The organism is Sulfurovum sp. (genome assembly GCF_049668085.1).
In the GTDB taxonomy this organism is placed as follows: domain Bacteria; phylum Campylobacterota; class Campylobacteria; order Campylobacterales; family Sulfurovaceae; genus Sulfurovum.
Genome location: NZ_JBATIY010000087.1, coordinates 18,062 through 32,895 on the forward strand (window position 1 = coordinate 18,062; position 14,834 = coordinate 32,895).

Consider the following 14,834-nt stretch of genomic DNA (forward strand, 5'->3'; position numbering starts at 1 on the left):
TATACTTCTTCTTAAATTTAAGTAATTAAGGATTATTAGAAATGTTAAAACTAGCAAAAACCTCACTGCTTGCTGTGGCAGTAATGGCTACATCAGTAGTCGCATCAGATATACTGGCAACTGTAAACGGAAAAAATATTACTAAACAAGATGCGCAAGCATTTGTAAATGCTTCTGCGCCTCAAGCAAATTTCATGCAACTAGGTGATGCTGAGAAAAAAATGGTTACAGACAGGCTTATAGAAAAAGTACTTTTCACAGAACTTGCAGAGCAAGAAGGTATAGAGAATAAACCTGAATTTAAAAGAAATATGGAGAAACTAAAAGATGAACTTTTAGTAAACATGTGGATGAAATCACAAATGGATAATGCTATTGTGAGTGACAGTGAAGCAAAAGCATTTTATGACAAAAATGCTGCAAAATTTATGGAAGAAGCTACTGTGCATGCAAGACATATTTTAGTGACAGATGAAAAAGCTGCAGAGGAGATCATTAAGTCACTAAAGTCACTTAAAGGTGAAGCATTGAAAGCTAAGTTTATCGAATTGGCTAAAGCAAAGTCTACGGGTCCTTCTGCACCAAACGGTGGAGATCTTGGTACTTTTAAGAAAGGTCAGATGGTTCCAGAATTTTCAAAAGCAGTATGGGCACTTGAAGATGGTCAAATCACGATGAAACCTGTTAAGACACAGTTTGGATACCATGTGATCTATCTTGAGAAAAAGACAGCAGCTAAACCGACTCCATATGAAAAAGTGAAAAATAAAATTATTACTTCACTCAAGCAACAGCAGTTTACTGCTAAAATCACAGAAGTGGCAAAAGAACTTAAAAGTAAAGCTACAATTGTTGATATGACAAAAGAGACAAATACGACTAAAAAGTAATCTTTTAGTCATTAAAATAGGAAAAAATAGTATGAAGAAAGTTTTTATTCTTTTAGGTCTATCATGTGGTTTAATGCTAAGTTCAGCATCTGCAGATGATTTAAAAAACAGTTTAACAGACATGTTAAATCAACCAGATACATCAGGTATGGTGGATCTTGGTAATATCAATCTCAATGGACAAGCAAAACCTGTACTACCCAAAACAAGATCTAGCAAAACAGTGATCGCTACAGTTAATGGTCACAAGATCATTAAACAAGATGCTGATGCTTATCTTAAACAACGTACGCAGGGAAAAGTGACAGATTTTGATCGTTTACCGCCTGCACAACGTCCACGACTCATTCAAGAGTTAGCTCTTCCCATCATTGTTTTAAACGCTGCGAAAAAAGAGTTGTCTGACGTAGAAAAACAAGCAGTTTATACACGTGCATGGACGCAAAAAGAAGCGCTTAAAATAAAGATCAGCGATGATCAGGCTATAGAAGTATATAATCAGTTAAAAGAACAATCTCAAGAGAATAATGCTACAAACAGTATGCCTCCATTTGAAACGATCAAAGATAGACTAAAAATGCAAATGATCGAGAAAACAATAGTAGAAAAACTGATGAAGAATGCAGAGATAAAAGTACAGTAAAAAATGTATTAATTATTAATTGGTAAATATTAGATAGAATACGCATAACAAATACAAAGGAAATAGAGAATGAAAAAAATTCTTGCAATACTGGGTCTAACATTGGCACTCACAACAAATTATGCATTAGCAGCAACTGCGGGGACAGTGAATGGTATGACCATTACTGTTGAAGAGGCAAACAATGCACTTAATACACTTACAAAAGGTAAGATGACGTGGGAAAAGCTTCCAGAGGATGGAAAAAAACAACTTATCGAAATGATGGCTCCGGCTAAACTGGTATCAGCAGAATCAAAAAAATCTTTAACAGATAAAGAGAAAGAAGCAGCACTTGCAGGTTTCTGGATGCAGAAAAAAATCTCTACCACTCCAGTAACTGACAAAGAAGCGCAAGAAGCGTATGATAAGATGAAAAAGGTAGCTGAAGAGGCGAAAAGTACTCAAAAAATTCCAGCGTTTGACGTAGTGAAAAACAGTATAAAAATGCAGCTTTCTCAAGAAAAAGTCGTAGCTGAACTTATGAAAAATGCAAAAATAATAGTAAAATAATTCTACAAAGAGGAAATTGTAAATGTCTACAAAAGTTCTAGATGTAGTGCAGGCAGGTGTCATTACAGGAGATGATCTTCAGAAGTTATTTAAGATCGCAAAAGAGGAAGGATTTGCCTTACCAGCTGTAAATGTAGTGAGTACATCTTCAATCAATGCTGTACTTGAAGCGGCTAAAAAAGTTCATTCTCCTGTTATTATCCAGTTCTCTAATGGTGGTGGTGCTTACTATGCCGGTAAAGGATTACCTTCAGATGAGGCAGCTATTTTAGGTTCTATCTCAGGTGCACAACATGTGCATACGCTAGCAAAAGCATATGGTGTACCAGTTGTGTTGCACACAGACCATGCAGCAAGAAAACTTCTGCCTTGGATAGATGCATTGCTTGATGCAAGTGAAGCACACTATGAGGTACACGGTTTCCCTCTTTTCTCTTCACATATGATAGATCTCTCTGAAGAGCCTATTGAAGAGAATATTGCTACATGTAAAGTCTATTTGGAACGTATGTCAAAGATCGGTATGACACTTGAGATAGAACTTGGTGTGACAGGTGGAGAGGAAGATGGTGTAGATAATACTGAGATAGACAATTCGCTTCTCTATACACAGCCTGAAGAGGTAGCGTACGCTTATGAAGAACTTTCAAAAGTTTCTGATAAATTTACCATTGCTGCTTCTTTTGGAAATGTACATGGTGTGTATAAACCAGGAAATGTTTCACTTACCCCAAAGATTCTTGATAATTCTCAGACTTATATAGAAGAGAAATACACTACAGCTAAAAAGCCTGTAGATTTTGTTTTTCATGGGGGGTCAGGTTCTGAACTTTCTGACATCAGAGAAGCAATTGGTTATGGTGTGATCAAAATGAACATAGATACAGATACGCAGTGGTCATTCTGGGACGGTGTACGTACCTATGTAGCGAAGTATCATGACTATTTACAAGGACAGATCGGTAACCCTGAGGGTGAAGATAAACCAAATAAAAAGTATTATGATCCAAGAAAATGGTTGCGTGCGGCAGAAGAGTCAACAGTTGTTAGACTTGAAAGAGCATTTGACGACCTAAACTGCATAGGACGTAACTAATTGTTTCGATATTCTCGTGCTCGTCACGGGAATGTATAGCCATGAATTTAAACCTCCCCTCTCCCATTCAATCTATCACTTTTGAAGATCAACATTTTTATCTGAAACGGGATGATCTGATAGATCATGATTTCTCAGGTAATAAAGCACGCAAACTTCACTATTTCCTCCAAAATGATTTTCCAGATATTCATAAACTTATTTCTTATGGTTCTGCACAATCCAATGCGATGTATTCTCTCTCAGTTCTGGCGAAGATAAAAGGGTGGAAATTTGAGTATGTTGTTGATCATATTGCTGATTATCTGAAAGAACATCCTCATGGTAATTATAAGGCTGCCATAGAGAATGGGATGAAGATTATTGAAGAGAAAAGGGTAGAACCTTATGACTATCCTAAAGAAGTGCTTTTTATAGAAGAGGGTGGACGACAAAAGGAAGCTGAATATGGTGTGAAAGTATTGGCTGAAGAGATACTTCGGTGGAAAAGAGAAAATACCATCAAAGGGTTAAATGTTTTTTTGCCTTCCGGTACCGGTACAACAGCACTTTTTTTACAGAAATATCTTCCTTCAGCCACTGTATATACGACATCATGTGTAGGTGATGAAAGTTATTTGAAAAAGCAGTTTTTGATGTTAGAAGAGGATGAAAGTCTTCATCCTGTGATATTGAGTTTAGAGAAAAAACATCATTTTGGAAAACTTTATAAAGAAAACTACAAAATTTGGCTAAAATTACAACAACAAACGGGAGTGGAGTTTGACCTCCTTTATGACCCACTTGGATGGCGGGTGTTACTTGCACATCCTGAGGTTTATTCTAAACCTATATTGTACATCCATCAAGGGGGTGTGTTAGGCAATGAGAGTATGCTCCCAAGATATAAACGAAAATATAAGGATATATTGTGAAAATATTTTACAGTAGTGACGATACATTTGAAGCAAATTTTGATGAATTACTTCAGCGTGGTAAGATGGATATAGAGGGTGTAACAAGCATTGTATCTGGGTTACTTAAAGAGATTCAAACTGAAGGTAACAGTGCGGTTAAAAGTCAGATAGCAAAATTTGACAGATGGGAACCGGAAAGCGATGATGCTTTATTGGTTTCTACAGAAGACATGGAAAAAGCCTATAATGCTCTAGACCCAGAACTTCGGGATGCTCTACATCTTTCTTATGACCGTATTGAAATCTATCATCAAAAACTGATGCCAAAAACATGGATGGATAAAGAAGCCAATGGAACTATATTAGGACAAAAAGTGACTGCTGTAGATAGAGCAGGGCTTTATATTCCTGGTGGAAAAGCTGCGTATCCAAGTTCATTGCTTATGAATGTGATCCCTGCACAAGTTGCAGGTGTGGAAGAGATCGTTGTGTGTACTCCCACACCTGATGATGAGATCAATGAATTGCTTCTTGCAGCATGTCACCTTTGTAAGGTTACACAAGTCTTCAAAGTAGGTGGTGCTTCTGCGATCGGTGCTATGGCATATGGGACTGAGACTATTCCAAAAGTGGATGTGATCACCGGACCAGGAAATATCTTTGTAGCAACGGCTAAAAAGTTAGTCTATGGTGAAGTCAACATTGATATGATAGCAGGACCATCAGAGATAGGGATACTTGCAGATGAAACAGCAAGAGAAGATTACATCGCTATTGACCTTCTTTCCCAGGCAGAACATGATGAAATGGCAAGTTCTATACTTATTACCACCGATGGAGAGTTAGCCAACAGAGTGAGTGATAAAGTAGAAGAGTTCCTTGGAACACTGTCGCGTGAAGAGATATCTAGAAAATCTATAGAGGAGAGAGGTGCAATCATCGTAACTCAAGATATGGATGAAGCTATAGATCTTATGAATGAGATAGCTCCTGAACACTTGGAAGTGATGACAAAAGATCCTATGTCCTTGCTTGACAGTATCAAACATGCCGGGGCTATCTTCTTAGGCGAAAATACACCAGAACCTATTGGTGATTATGTAGCAGGCCCTAACCACACACTTCCTACAGGAGGAACAGCAAAATTCTATTCTCCACTTAGTGTGGAACACTTCTTGAAAAAGTCTTCTATTATCTCTATGAGTAAAGAGGGAATGCAGGAGATAGGTGGTGCTTGTGCGATGATAGCAAATACTGAAGGTTTGACAGCACATGAGGAATCTGTACGTATCAGACTTAGAGATTAATTTCCCCTTTATATGTATGTTCCCAAACATTGTTTGGGAACATATACTACACTATAGACTACTCATTCACTCATAATAACAAATGTCAACTATCTATTACCAAACTTTGTTTAGACTGCCTACGTATTGAAGTTATACTCACTTATATGTTATAATCATATAAAGGATTTACATGAAAAAAATATTCACATTGATATTACTAAGTTCAGTGGTATGGGCGACAACAGTCACATTTAAAGGTGAAGAAGTCACACTTAATAGTAAAGGTATAAAAGTAGGCCAGGAGGCACCTGAATTTACTGCAGTAAGTAAGGATTTTACTGAAGTTAAAGTGGGTGGAAAAAAAGATAAGGTCCAAGTGATCGCATTTCTTCCTTCATTTGACAGTAGTACATGCAAACTTGAAACCATAGCATTTAATAACAAAGTATCTGAAATGAAAAATGTCGTTGTAACAGTTATTTCTAAAGATCTACCTTTTGCCATAGGGAAGTTTTGTGCAGATAATAAGATCAAGAATGTCATTACTTTGTCTGACTATAAAGATGCTAATAATGTTCTCAGATATGGGGCAACGATCTCTTCACCGGTATTTCTAGAAGGCTTTTTCTCACGAGTCGTATATGTAGTTGATACCAATGGTAAGGTAGCCTATAAGGAAGTGGTTAAAGAGATCCATCAGGAACCTAACTATAACGAAGTGATAAGAGCTGTAAATCGTTTGTCTTATTAAATTATCGTTTTAGTTCCCACAGGTTTTGTGGGAATGCTTACTTCATTATTATTCTTAACTTTTTTTCATTCCTTTTCTTCTTTGTTATTGTAACAAAAGAGCACGTTCCACGCATAGATAAAAATGAACCCAAAAGCACCGTCCCTGCATAAACAAAAAAAATGCAAATAACTGTCGTCCATAAATATTTTCCGTTTGTTGTTGAACTTTTGAAGACTTAAATATGTATATCGAATATGCTGTTGTTTTTGTTAAATTAAGAGATTAAAAAATGATTATTTGAAGAAAAAAATGGCGCGGTGGACGAGACTCGAACTCGCGACCCCCTGCGTGACAGGCAGGTATTCTAACCAACTGAACTACCACCGCACCTAAGACCAACTGAATGGTTGAAAAGAATTGTACACAAATTATCTTAATGTACATGGTGGTCGCTACAAGACTCGAACTTGTGACATCTACCTTGTAAGGGTAGCGCTCTACCAACTGAGCTAAGCGACCATAGTTTTAATGTTTATTTTTGGACAAGATTGGCGACCCCTAAAGGATTTGAACCTCTGTTTTTACGTTGAAAACGTAATATCCTTGGCCACTAGATGAAAGGGTCATCAAGAACCGTAAACATAAAATTGTTAAAATGGTGGTCGCTACAAGACTCGAACTTGTGACATCTACCTTGTAAGGGTAGCGCTCTACCAACTGAGCTAAGCGACCAAACTTTGTATATATAGTGGTGACCCTTCATGGATTCGAACCATGGGCCCACTCCTTAAAAGGGAGTTGCTCTACCAACTGAGCTAAAAGGTCACACATATACTGGCGCGGTGGACGAGACTCGAACTCGCGACCCCCTGCGTGACAGGCAGGTATTCTAACCAACTGAACTACCACCGCGCATATAAATAATAGTGGTGACCCTTCATGGATTCGAACCATGGGCCCACTCCTTAAAAGGGAGTTGCTCTACCAACTGAGCTAAAAGGTCACACATTTTTTGCACTCATTACTTAAATAAGTGGACGGAATTATAGCTCAGAAACCTTTGATTGTCAAGAGAATTATGGGAAAAATTTTAAATTTCCAACACTTCAGCCAATTTCTCGATAGCAAACACTGTAGATTGCTCTTGCACTGCTTCTCTGGGGCCACTGAAGTTGCAGTGAAATACCTGTTGAGCAAATGGTGTTTGTATGCCTACATATACGGTTCCTACAGGTTTAAATTCCGTGCCACCAGTAGGTCCGGCTATCCCTGAAACAGCGATAGCATAGTCAGAACCTGCTAGTTCTTGTATACCGTCCAACATTTGGGAGACACAAGGCTCACTGACGGCCCCATGGTTTTCAAGTACTTCATTCGTGACACCTAACCAGAGATGTTTGATATCATTTGAGTAAGTGACACATGATCCATGCAACACATCTGAAGCACCAGAAATAGCTGTAAATGCTGCAGCGATACGACCACCGGTACAACTTTCAGCAAAAGAGATTGTTTTCTGCTTTTTTGTCAACTTTTGAATGATTTTTTCTACTGTATTTTGTATATTTTTCATAAGATAATTGTACCAAAAGTAGCTTCTAATGGTCTTTTCGATACAATCACGGGATAATATAAGACTAAGGTATTATCAACTATGGATTTTAAAGACACACTCCTCCTTCCCAAAACAGACTTCCCGATGCGTGGAAATCTTCCAAATAATGAACCTAAAAAGTATAATACATGGTTTGATGCCAACATTTATGAGCAAATGAAAACAAAACGTGAAGGTGCAGAAATGTTTACGCTTCATGATGGGCCTCCTTATGCTAATGGTGATATTCATATAGGACATGCACTGAATAAAGTACTGAAAGATATCATCTTAAAATATAACTATTTTCAGGGTAAAGCGGTTCGAATGACTCCGGGTTGGGATTGTCATGGTTTACCGATCGAGCAGAAAGTTGAAGAGAAACTTGGTAAAAGCAAAAAAGAAGCGATGCCTACAGAGAAGTTCAGAGAACTTTGTCGTGCACATGCAGCAAAATTTGTAGATATCCAAAGAGATGGATTTAAAGCTTTAGGTGTGATCGCAGATTGGGAGAACCCTTATGTGACTATGGACTTTAAATTTGAAGCAAACATCTATAGAACACTTTGTGAAGTGGCACAAAAAGGTCTTTTGGTAGAGAGACATAAACCTATCTTCTGGTCATGGGCTGCAAGAACTGCACTTGCAGATGCAGAAGTAGAGTATGAAGACAAAGAAGACTACTCTATCTATGTACATTTTGAACTGAGTGATGCAGCCAAAGAGAAGATAGGGGTAGAGGGTAAAGCAGGTTTAGTGATCTGGACGACCACACCTTGGACACTTCCTGCCAATACAGGTATCTCTCTAAATCCTGAAGAGATGTATGTCTTGACAGATGATGGTCATATCGTAGCAGATGCACGTTATGATGCGATGATAGAAGAGGGTGTCGTTTCTGGACATGCAAGTAGAAAGATAGCAGCAACTGAAATGGAAAACCTTTTAGCGATCAATCCGGTAAATGGTCGTCCATCTAAAGTGATCCTTGGTGAGCACGTATTGATGGATGGTGGTACTGGATGTGTACATACTGCTCCTGGACATGGTGAGGATGACTATAAAGTAGGGCTCAAATATGGTCTTGAAGTTGTTATGCCTGTAGATGAACGTGGATGTTATGATGAGAGTGTAAAAGGTTTAAACCTTCTTCCTGATCCAGATAAGTTTATTGGGATGCATATCTTTAAAGCCAATGAGCCTATTTTGGAAATCTTGGGTGATGCGTTGTTGAATGAGAGTAAATTTGTTCACTCATATCCACACTGCTGGAGAACGAAAAAGCCATTGATCTATAGAGCGACGAACCAATGGTTCATTTCTATAGATGATAAAGCTGAAGGTGCGAAAGATACGTTGAGAGATACAGCACTCAATGCTATCGAAGGTGTGGATTTTTATCCTAAGACATCTAAAAACCGCCTCAAACCGATGATAGAGGGCAGACCAGACTGGTGTATTTCTCGGCAGCGTTCTTGGGGTGTGCCTATCGCGTTCTTTAGAAACAAAAGTACGAAAGAAGTGATCTTTGATGAAAATGTGTTAGAGCATGTCGCCTCTCTATTTGATGCGCAAGGTGCAGATGCTTGGTACTCTATGAGTATTGAGGATCTTCTTCCTGCAGGTTCAGGTTACAATGCTGATGACTTGGAGAAGATCGATGATATCCTGGATGTATGGTTTGACTCTGGTTCGACTTGGAACTCAGTGATCAAAAGTGGTAATTATGATGCGGGTGAATACCCTGCATCTCTTTACATTGAAGGTAGTGACCAGCATAGAGGCTGGTTCCAGTCTTCATTGCTTCTTTCAGCAGCAGTAAATGAGGTTTCGCCCTATAAAACACTGATCACTCATGGATTTACTGTGGATGAGAAGGGTGAGAAGATGTCTAAGTCTAAAGGTAACGTGGTTGCTCCAGACAAAGTCATCAAAGAGTATGGTTCTGAGATACTCAGGTTGTGGGTTGCACTTTCTGATTATCAGTCAGACTTGAAGATCTCTGATGGTATCTTGAAGCAAACGGCGGAACAGTATAGAAAGATCAGAAATACATTTAGATTTTTACTTGCAAACGTTGATGATCTTGAAGCGTATGTTGAGAATAACGCTTATGGTGAGTTGGATAGATGGATACTCACTAAGGCAGCTGAAGTGTTTGCATCAGTGAAAAGTTCTTTTGATGCGTATGACTTCCTTAGAGGATTTGCAACGCTTAACTACTTCATCACCAATGAGCTTTCAGGTATTTATATGGATATCACAAAAGACAGACTTTACTGTGAAGATAAAAATGATCCGGTTAGAAGAGCAACACAGTCTGCAATGGCACACATCTCTAAAGCGATGTTGGGACTTGTAGCGCCTGTATTGACTTACACTGTAGATGAGATACTTGAATATGCACCGGCACTGTTCAAAGGTGATATGGAAAGCGTATTTGACCTTGTGTATGTAGAAGTACCTAAGGTAGAAGCAAGTTTTGATGATGTTATTCTTATTACAGCACGTGAAAAGTTCTCTGAAGCAGTGGACAAACTCAAAAAAGAGAAACTGATGAAGTCTACACTTGAAGTGGAGATCGCAGGTGATATGAGTACATTTGCCATTAATGATAGTAAAGATCTTGAAGACTGGTTTGTAGTTTCGGCTATGAGATCAAGTAGTGAGAGTGAACAGGTAGCTTCTTTTGAAGTTGAAGGTAAGACATTTACAGTGCATAAAGCAAGTGCTTCAAAATGTCCAAGATGTTGGAGATTTACAAGTGAGAGTGAAGAGTGTGCCTGTGAGAGATGTTCTAAGGTAGTTGCCTAATGTTTGATATGACTCAGCCTATACAGATGGAAGTGATCATCGGTTCGATCGTTTTTATATTTGGATTGGTGGGTGTAGGATTGGCAGTAGTGGAATATTATAAGAGAAAAGGAAGCAAGTTGTGATAACACTAAAAGAAGCGCTTACAAAATCAAATGCGGAATTAGCGGAGCTAAGAACTGCACTTGAAACAAAAGCAAAAGAGTCTGGACTTAATGCTTATGTAGGTTTTGAATCTTCAGGTGAGGGAGTACCTATCCTTATCAAAGATAATATTCAAGTAAAGGACTGGACAGTCACTTCTGGTTCCAAGATCCTTCAAGGATATATCGCTCCTTATGAAGCTACAGCGATCACCAACCTTAAATCGAAAGGGATGATGGCATTTGGTAGAGCCAATATGGATGAGTTCGCAATGGGCTCAACGACTGAGAGTTCTTGTTATGGCCCTACTAAAAACCCACATGGTACAGACAGAGTACCTGGTGGATCTTCGGGTGGTTCTGCTGCTGCGGTTGCCGGAGGTATTGCCATTGCTGCATTGGGTTCTGACACGGGTGGATCCATTCGTCAGCCTGCTGCATACTGTGGTGTAGTAGGAATGAAACCTACTTATGGAAGAGTAAGCCGTTTTGGTTTAGCATCTTATGCTTCTTCTCTTGATCAGATAGGTCCTATCGCGCAGAATGTTGAAGATGCGGCTATTTTGTATGATGCGATCAAAGGACATGATGATAGAGATTCTACTTCGGCAGATTTTGAGATAGAAGATATCGCCAACAATATTAATACTGATGTAAAACTGACTATCGCAGTGATAGATAATTATATCTCTGAAGCAGACGAAGATACACAAAAAGCTTATGCACAGACAGTCAAAGCATTGGAAGAAGCAGGACATACGATCGTACATAAAAATATGCAAAACACAAAATATGATATCGCAACCTATTATATTTTAGCCACAGCAGAAGCGGCAACGAATCTTGCACGTTTTGATGGTGTTCGTTATGGAACAAGAGCTGAGTCTAAAAATACAGAAGAACTTTTTTATCATACGAGATCTGAAGGATTTGGTGAAGAGGTAAAAAGACGTATTTTGCTTGGTAACTTTGTACTTTCTTCTGGGTATTATGATGCATATTATGTGAAAGCACAAAAAGTAAGACACCTTATCAGAGATGAATTTAACGCTATTTTTGAAGAGGCTGATCTTATCCTTTCACCTGTTGCACCATCTGTCGCTCCGATCATAGGAAGTATTCATGATCCACTTGAAATGTATAAGAGTGATATGTATACCATTGCGATCAATCTTGCAGGACTTCCTGCGATTTCACTGCCTGTTGCTAAAAATGATGAAGGTATGCCAGTAGGTCTACAACTCATCGCCAAAGCATTTAACGAAAAAACGCTTTTTGACGGTGCTGCAAGCATGGAAAAAGCTGTAAACTACACAAAATAAACGAAGGAAATAACATGAGAATAAAGAAAAGAGCATTAACATTTGAAGACGTATTATTAGTACCGCAACATTCGATTGTACTTCCTAAAGAAGTAAGTATCAAAAGTCAACTTACCAAACGTGTATCATTGAACACACCTATCGTATCTGCTGCTATGGATACAGTAACTGAGTATAAAGCAGCGATCGCAATGGCACACTTGGGTGGTATTGGGATCATTCATAAAAATATGGATATTGAGACACAGGCAAAGCAGATCACAAAAGTGAAGAAGTCTGAGAGTGGTATTATCATTGATCCTATTTTCATAGGACCGGATAAAAAAGTTGCAGATGCAGATGCTTTGATGAGAGAATATAAAATTTCTGGTGTCCCTGTTGTAGATGAGGAGATGAAACTTGTTGGTATTATCACAAACCGTGATATGCGTTTCATTACTGATATGAGTTTAAATATCTCAGATGTGATGACAAAAGCACCATTAGTGACCGCAAAAGTAGGTATCACTTTGGATGAAGCAGCAAAAGTACTTCAGAAACATAAGATAGAAAAACTACCTATCGTAGATGAAGATGATGTACTTCAAGGTCTTGTGACTATCAAAGATATCGAGAAAAAAGAGAAGTTTCCTAATGCAAACAAAGATGAGCATGGTCGTTTAAGAGTAGGTGCAGCTATAGGTGTAGGTCAACTTGATCGTGCTACTGCATTGGTAGAAGCGGGTGTTGATGTTATTGTATTGGATTCTGCACATGGTCATTCCCAAGGTATCATCGATACACTGAAGCTCATTAAAAAACACTTGATGTAGATGTGATCGCAGGAAACATCGCTTCAGCAGCAGCAGCTCAGGATCTTATAGATGCGGGTGCGGATGCAGTAAAAGTAGGTATCGGACCAGGGTCCATCTGTACAACACGTATCGTTGCAGGGGTTGGTGTGCCTCAGATCTCGGCTATCGATGAAGTAGCGGAAGTGGCAAACAGAGCGGGTGTCCCTGTAGTGGCTGATGGTGGTATCAAATACTCTGGTGATGTTGCTAAAGCTTTAGCTGTAGGTGCAAGTTCGGTGATGTTAGGTTCAGCATTAGCGGGTACCTATGAAGCTCCTGGTGATATGATACTCTTTAATGGAAGACAGTTTAAAGAGTATAGGGGTATGGGAAGTATCGGTGCGATGACCAAAGGAAGTACAGACCGTTACTTCCAGGAAGGAACAGCGGCAGATAAACTTGTACCAGAAGGTATTGAAGGGCGTGTGCCATACAGAGGGCGTATCTCAGATGTTGTTCACCAAATGGTAGGTGGACTTCGTTCATCTATGGGTTACTGTGGTTCAGAGTCGATAAAAGCATTCTGGGAAAAAGCAGAATTTGTTGAGATCACTTCTGCAGGACTCAGAGAGAGTCATGTGCATGATGTGACGATCACAAAAGAGTCTCCAAACTATTCTTCATAAGCAAATAGTTACTTTTCTGTGTTACACGCATATTCGTGTGAACACAGAACCTCATTTTCCTTTTTTAAACTTCATTCCAAGTATTCACAAGCTATAATTTACCTATATTATTAAATAAGGAATTGTAATGCACGAACAAACACTAGCGGTCCATGCGGGATATGAGAAAGATGCACAAGGGACTATGGCAGTACCCATCTATATGAGTACAGCATATGAGTTTAGAGACACAGAACATGCAGCGAACCTTTTTGCACTTAAAGAGCTTGGAAATATCTATTCAAGATTGATGAACCCGACTACAGATGTGTTTGAAAAACGTTTTGCAGCACTTGAAGGTGGAGTTGCTGCCATAGGAACTGCTTCTGGAATGGCGGCTATTTTTTATGCCATTGCAAATGTGGCTGAAGCTGGAGACAATGTAGTTGTTGCTAAACAAGTTTATGGTGGAACAACAACATTGACTGGACATACCATTAAACGTTTTGGTATAGAGACGCGCTACTTTGATGTTCGTAACCCAAGTGAACTTGAATCACTTATTGATGATAAAACCAAGATCATCATTTTTGAGAGCATTACGAACCCTAGTATAGATGTCGCAGACATCGGAGCGATTGTAGAAATAGCAGATAAACATAATGTTATTACTTGTGTAGACAATACTGTAGCAACGCCGATACTTTGTAAACCATTAGCATATGGTGTGGACTTAAGTGTACATAGTACCAGTAAATACACTACAGGGCAAGGGCTAGCACTTGGTGGTATCATCGTTGAGCGTGAGAACTTGGTAGAGAAGATCAAAGGTAATGCACGTTATGAGCATTTTAATACACCTGATGCAAGTTATCATGGACTTGTGTATTCTGATGTTCCACTTCCACTCTTCACACTGAGAGTACGTCTTGCACTTTTACGTGACCTTGGCGGAGCACCAAGTCCATTTAACTCATGGTTGCATATACAAGGTCTTGAGACTCTTCCACTTCGTATGAAACAGCATTCAGCTTCTGCACTTGCTATTGCAGAATTTCTAGAAGCACACCCAAAGGTAAAAAGGGTAAATTACCCTGGACTAAAGTCAAGTGCACAAAATCCACTTATTCAAAAGTATTTTAAAGAAGGGATGGCTAGCGGTCTTCTCTCATTTGAAGTGGAGAGTAAAGAGTTAGCTCAAAGTATCGCTGATGCAACAGATATCTTTGCAGTGGTTGTGAACATTGGTGATAGTAAGTCTATCATCACTCATCCAGCAAGTACAACACATCAACAACTCTCAGCTAAAGAGCTTGAAGAAGCAGGTGTTCCTGGTGGACTGGTAAGATTGAGCGTGGGTCTTGAAGATACACAAGACCTTATCGATGACTTGACGAAAGCACTTGGATAGTTATAAAGCGCAA

At 39.0% G+C, this 14,834-nt stretch carries 12 protein-coding genes, 7 tRNA genes and 1 pseudogene; 12 read left to right on the forward strand and 8 right to left on the reverse strand.

The genetic code is table 11. The annotated features are described in order from the left end of the window. The first annotated feature begins 41 nt into the window (after window positions 1–41). The 7 genes from WBM70_RS05895 to tpx all read left to right on the forward strand — a co-directional run bounded on the left by WBM70_RS05895 (window position 42) and on the right by tpx (window position 6,117). On the forward strand, window positions 42–890 hold the full coding sequence (locus tag WBM70_RS05895; protein WP_424557584.1) for a peptidylprolyl isomerase: 849 nt from the start codon (window positions 42–44) through the stop codon (window positions 888–890). Between the two features lie 31 nt (window positions 891–921). Continuing rightward, window positions 922–1,533 carry a hypothetical protein gene (locus WBM70_RS05900; RefSeq protein WP_424557585.1) on the forward strand — a complete coding sequence of 204 codons (612 nt, stop codon included), beginning with the start codon at window positions 922–924 and terminating at the stop codon, window positions 1,531–1,533. 69 nt (window positions 1,534–1,602) lie between these two features. Continuing rightward, a complete protein-coding gene (locus WBM70_RS05905) occupies window positions 1,603–2,085 on the forward strand; it encodes a hypothetical protein (protein ID WP_424557586.1) in 483 nt (160 codons plus the stop codon). Between the two features lie 22 nt (window positions 2,086–2,107). Further along, complete coding sequence (gene fbaA, locus WBM70_RS05910; RefSeq protein ID WP_424557587.1) at window positions 2,108–3,181, forward strand: class II fructose-bisphosphate aldolase; 1,074 nt, start codon at window positions 2,108–2,110, stop codon at window positions 3,179–3,181. Window positions 3,182–3,222: 41 nt separating this feature from the next. Beyond that, a complete protein-coding gene (locus WBM70_RS05915) occupies window positions 3,223–4,095 on the forward strand; it encodes a 1-aminocyclopropane-1-carboxylate deaminase/D-cysteine desulfhydrase (protein ID WP_424557588.1) in 873 nt (290 codons plus the stop codon). Next, window positions 4,092–5,384 (forward strand): histidinol dehydrogenase, encoded by a 1,293-nt coding sequence (hisD, locus tag WBM70_RS05920; RefSeq protein ID WP_424557589.1) that lies wholly within the window; start codon window positions 4,092–4,094, stop codon window positions 5,382–5,384. The genes WBM70_RS05915 and hisD overlap by 4 nt, the downstream gene beginning before the upstream one ends. A 172-nt stretch (window positions 5,385–5,556) precedes the next feature. Further along, the gene (gene tpx, locus WBM70_RS05925) at window positions 5,557–6,117 is read left to right on the forward strand and encodes a thiol peroxidase (protein ID WP_424557590.1); all 561 of its coding nucleotides are present in this window, start codon (window positions 5,557–5,559) and stop codon (window positions 6,115–6,117) included. Between the two features lie 292 nt (window positions 6,118–6,409). Here tpx and WBM70_RS05930 read toward each other — a convergent pair. From WBM70_RS05930 to WBM70_RS05965, 8 genes are all read right to left on the reverse strand, one after another. Then, window positions 6,410–6,486 (reverse strand) — tRNA-Asp (locus WBM70_RS05930). A gap of 56 nt (window positions 6,487–6,542) precedes the next feature. Beyond that, window positions 6,543–6,618, reverse strand: a tRNA-Val gene (locus tag WBM70_RS05935). Between the two features lie 30 nt (window positions 6,619–6,648). Beyond that, window positions 6,649–6,724, reverse strand: a tRNA-Glu gene (locus WBM70_RS05940). 31 nt (window positions 6,725–6,755) lie between these two features. Next, a tRNA-Val gene (locus WBM70_RS05945) sits at window positions 6,756–6,831 on the reverse strand. A gap of 17 nt (window positions 6,832–6,848) precedes the next feature. Beyond that, window positions 6,849–6,924 (reverse strand) — tRNA-Lys (locus WBM70_RS05950). 10 nt (window positions 6,925–6,934) lie between these two features. Continuing rightward, a tRNA-Asp gene (locus tag WBM70_RS05955) sits at window positions 6,935–7,011 on the reverse strand. A gap of 15 nt (window positions 7,012–7,026) precedes the next feature. Then, window positions 7,027–7,102, reverse strand: a tRNA-Lys gene (locus tag WBM70_RS05960). Window positions 7,103–7,189: 87 nt separating this feature from the next. Beyond that, window positions 7,190–7,672 carry a CinA family protein gene (locus tag WBM70_RS05965; protein WP_424557591.1) on the reverse strand — a complete coding sequence of 161 codons (483 nt, stop codon included), beginning with the start codon at window positions 7,670–7,672 and terminating at the stop codon, window positions 7,190–7,192. 81 nt (window positions 7,673–7,753) lie between these two features. Here WBM70_RS05965 and ileS point away from each other — a divergent pair, with 81 nt between their 5' ends. From ileS to WBM70_RS05990, 5 genes and pseudogenes are all read left to right on the forward strand, one after another. Then, window positions 7,754–10,507, forward strand: a complete 2,754-nt coding sequence (ileS, locus tag WBM70_RS05970; RefSeq protein ID WP_424557592.1) for an isoleucine--tRNA ligase — start codon at window positions 7,754–7,756, stop codon at window positions 10,505–10,507. Next, window positions 10,507–10,632 (forward strand): hypothetical protein, encoded by a 126-nt coding sequence (locus WBM70_RS05975; protein WP_424557593.1) that lies wholly within the window; start codon window positions 10,507–10,509, stop codon window positions 10,630–10,632. Before ileS ends, WBM70_RS05975 begins: the two co-directional genes overlap by 1 nt. Further along, a complete protein-coding gene (gene gatA, locus WBM70_RS05980; protein ID WP_424557594.1) occupies window positions 10,629–11,972 on the forward strand; it encodes an Asp-tRNA(Asn)/Glu-tRNA(Gln) amidotransferase subunit GatA in 1,344 nt (447 codons plus the stop codon). Before WBM70_RS05975 ends, gatA begins: the two co-directional genes overlap by 4 nt. 14 nt (window positions 11,973–11,986) lie before the next feature. Continuing rightward, window positions 11,987–13,431: pseudogene (guaB, locus tag WBM70_RS05985) on the forward strand (IMP dehydrogenase). 127 nt (window positions 13,432–13,558) lie between these two features. Continuing rightward, on the forward strand, window positions 13,559–14,821 hold the full coding sequence (locus WBM70_RS05990; protein ID WP_424557595.1) for an O-acetylhomoserine aminocarboxypropyltransferase/cysteine synthase family protein: 1,263 nt from the start codon (window positions 13,559–13,561) through the stop codon (window positions 14,819–14,821). The last annotated feature ends 13 nt before the right edge of the window (window positions 14,822–14,834 follow it).